At 45.2% G+C, this 3914-nt stretch carries 2 protein-coding genes; both read right to left on the bottom strand.

The features are described from left to right. Positions 1-40 precede the first annotated feature (40 nt). Positions 41-2449 (bottom strand): ABC transporter permease, encoded by a 2409-nt coding sequence (locus V7Q33_RS23220; RefSeq protein ID WP_333821480.1) that lies wholly within the window; start codon positions 2447-2449, stop codon positions 41-43. A 207-nt stretch (positions 2450-2656) separates the two neighbouring features. Continuing rightward, the coding region (locus V7Q33_RS23215) for a carboxy terminal-processing peptidase (RefSeq protein ID WP_333821479.1) at positions 2657-3914 on the bottom strand (1258 nt) is incomplete at its 5' end.

Below are 3914 nucleotides of genomic sequence, written 5' to 3'. Positions count from 1 at the left end.
ATCTTATTCACGGTTAACGTGTAACAGATAACGGCTCCTGCTACTCGCTCTTCAACGCCTTTACCGGATTCTCGCGTGCTGCACGGATGGATTGAAAGCTGATGGTAATGGTTGCAATCAGTAACGAGATAGTTCCGGAAAGTATAATCGTCACCGTATCTATACCGGTATGAAATGCGAAGCCTTCCAGCCACTGCTGCATCAGGTACCAACCTAAAGGAGCTGCTATAGCAAAGGCGATCACAATGAGCAATGTAAAATCCTTAAACAATATACCCATCACCTGCATTACCGAAGCGCCCAATACTTTACGAATGCCGATCTCTTTGGCGCGTTGCTCCCCTACATAGGTAGAGAGTCCAAATAAACCGAGACACGCTATAAATATAGTGAGCAGCGTAAATAAAAGTATAATTTGTCCCATACGTTGCTCTGCACGGAACAACGCATCGAAATCCTGATCAAGGAAAGAGTATTGGAATGGTGAAGAAGAATATTTTTTCCACACATTCTGCAGCGTTTTTATCTGTGCTTCTTTATCACCGGGATTCAGGCGTATTGCCATTTCGCCATTCGGCTCACCGCCCAGTATAAATGCCAACGGCTTTACCTGGTTGCGAAGTGTCTCGAAATTAAAATCTTTCACCACACCAATAATCTTCATGTGCTTCGGCACATCATTGTTGTAATTATACATCTCCTGATTCTCCAGATTCTCGAAGCCCATCATCTTATAGGCAGTCTCATTAAGAATTACAGCGGATGAATCGGTAGGGAAATCTCGAGAAAAGAAGCGGCCCTCTTTCATGGTATAGGCCATGGTAGCAAGGTGATCGGCATCTACATAACAGTTATTCAACAAGAAATCCTGTTCTGTTCCTACCTTGCGCCACGCATTGCTCCATGTAATGTTCGGCGGCAGGTTGCTGGCGTAGCTTGCATTTTTAAACTCAGGATGTTGCAGCAGCTCATTCTTAAAGGCTTTACCGTTCTTATCGAGCGACCAGGTATGCAGCAATCGGATTACGTTCTCTTTATCGAAGCCCATGTTTTTCTCCTGCATAAACTTTAACTGCTTATATACTACCGCACTACCGAGGATAAGCGCGATCGAGATCATAAACTGAAACACGACCAGCGAATTTCTCAGCTTTGAATTTTTGAAACCGGAGCGAATTTTTCCTTTCAACACTTCTACCGGCTTAAACGCGGTGAGGTAGAATGCCGGGTAACTTCCGGCTATAAGGCCAACGACTACTGCAAATACAAGTATAGCTGCTATCACCATGGGATTCGCAAACTGCAAAAGTGTAAGCGTCTTCCCGGACAGCGTATTGAAAGGGTTCAACACCAGTGCAATGATGAGCAGCGCCAGCAACATGGAAACAAAACTATAGATCATGGATTCGGCCAAAAACTGCCCGATCAATCGGGTGGTCATAGCACCGATCGATTTGCGTACGCCTACTTCCTTCGCACGGTTGGCAGATCGTGCCGTAGACAAGTTCATAAAATTGATACATGCAATGAGAATGATAAACACAGCAATGGCCATAAAAATATAGATATACTGCATGTTGCCATTGGGTGTAATCTCATCCGACAGGTTGGAAGTTAAATGTATACCCAGCATAGGCTGAAAGATCAACCCCACTTTGTTTCCTTGCTTTTTAAATTCATGGAATGTAAAGCCTAAATATTTCTCCAGCTCCGCGCCCATGTGTTTTTCAACCATGCCATCGATCTGGGATTTCACTTTGCCCAGATCGCCACCTTCGCGAAGCCGGAAGTAAGTATATATATTGTTAGACGTCCACTGGGTGTTGGTCTTCATATAGTCCCATGTTTCTCCGGAGAGAATCATGTCGAATTGAATATGCGAATTGGAAGGAGCATCTTCCACCACACCGGTTACTTCGGTAGCACTTTTCTCTGATCCCCGCAGAATTATTTTACCCAGCGGATTTTCGTCACCGAAATATCGCTTTGCTGCCGACCTGGTAAGTACAACTTTGTTTGTACCCTTTAGTGCAGTATTGGCATCGCCGGCTACCAGCGGAAACGTAAAGAACTGGAAGAAGTTAGAGTCGGCCACAAGCATATACTCCTCTGTAAAGTTCTTGTCACCATAAGTCATCGGCATGGTACGCCACACGCCAAACCGTACGGCGCTTTCTACCGCCGGTATCTCCTGCACCATGGCATCGGCTACGGGAGCCGGTGAGGTTGCCATATCAAAATCATTTCCCTGCAGTCGTCCTGAAAAATATACCCGGTATATTCTGTCCGGATTTTGATGAAAACGGTCGAAGCTCAGTTCATCAGCAACATATAATAGGATGAGCAAGCTGGCGGCAATACCAATGCTTAAACCTGCAATGTTAATAGCCGAATACGCCTTTTGTCGCAACATAATGCGCAGGGCGGTTTTGAGATAATTTCTGATCATGCCTTGCTGGGGTTTGTGATTGGACGCAAGTTTTGGGGCGAACGTTGCATGCCGAACATTCTTTTTTGCAATCCTTTATCTCAAATTGTCCCGGGACTGACTGACAAAGTCTGCCAACGCTTGAAAACCCGGCTGGTATAATAGAAACACGGCCATGATGCAACTGCACCATGGCCGTGAATATTTCTTATACTACATGGCAACCTGCTATACCTGACTGATCAAATCCGTCATGATCTGACCTGCCTCGTGTATTACAAAATCCATATCATCATCCTTGGATTTTGTATCACCATGTTCCAGCAAGGGCAATCCCATGGCAGCCCGCAGTTGATTGGTGCGCTCGAATAATTTTTGTTCTTCCTTGTCGCGCTGCTTTTTCAGCTCTGCTTCGTTCAGTGAAACACCCGTTTCATGTTTGTTCAGCAAGGCTATATCTTCCAGCAAATATTTATAGGTGTGATTGGTGGCCATGCGTTGCTCGTGCAGTTTCTTCAACTGCGGCAACACGGTTGTAAAATCACCCGTCCTGGTATAATTTGTTTTGCTTATAATATCAAACGGCATGGCAGCAGGCTCGGTATCCTCGCCAAATTTATCCAATGGTATTACTGACGGAAATACAATATCCGGCATCACACCTTTGTGCTGTGTAGAGTTACCACTGATGCGATAGAACTTCGCGATGGTAAGGTTGAGTTGTCCGTAGGAACTTTCACCCGGAGTTTGACCTGCTATATCTGTACTGTCTTGTGTGGGCGCACCTAATATTTCATCCAGATCAATAACATTTTGCACAGAACCTTTGCCATAGGTTTGTGTGCCCATGATAATACCCCGGCCATAATCCTGTATCGCTCCGGAAAATATTTCAGAAGCTGAAGCACTCAGGCGATCTACTACAATACCCAGTGGACCTTCGTAGGCAACGGCATTGTCTTCATCACTTTCTACATCTACCTGGTTCATGGCATTGCGTACTTGTACCACGGGGCCGCTCTTAATAAACAAACCGGTAAGTTCAATGGCTTCGAGTAAAGAGCCACCACCATTCTCGCGCAAGTCGATTACAACGCCATCTACTTTCTCCTGCTTCAGTGTATCGAGCAGTAGCTTTACATCGCGCGTGGTGCTTTTGTAGTTGGGATTACCGGATTTATAGTCATTGAAATCAATATAGAACGCAGGAATGGAGATAACGCCGATGCGAACCGTTTTACCTTTAGCCTGATAACTATAAATCTCCTTTTTGGCTGATTGATCAGTCAATATAATTTTCTCGCGCACCAGCTCTACGATTTTTGTTTTGCTGCCTGCGCTCTTGCCGGCAGGCAACACCTCCAGTCGTATTACGGTACCTTTTGCACCACGAATCAATGCGATGGCATTGTCTATACGCCAACCGATCACATTCTGAAATTCGCCTTTTTCACCTTGTGCAATCGCTACGATGCGATCGTCTATA

The organism is Ohtaekwangia sp., from assembly GCF_036786105.1.
In the GTDB taxonomy this organism is placed as follows: domain Bacteria; phylum Bacteroidota; class Bacteroidia; order Cytophagales; family Cyclobacteriaceae; genus Ohtaekwangia.
The sequence above is the reverse complement of the archived record's forward strand: the minus strand, read 5'-3'. Positions and strand labels throughout refer to the sequence as shown.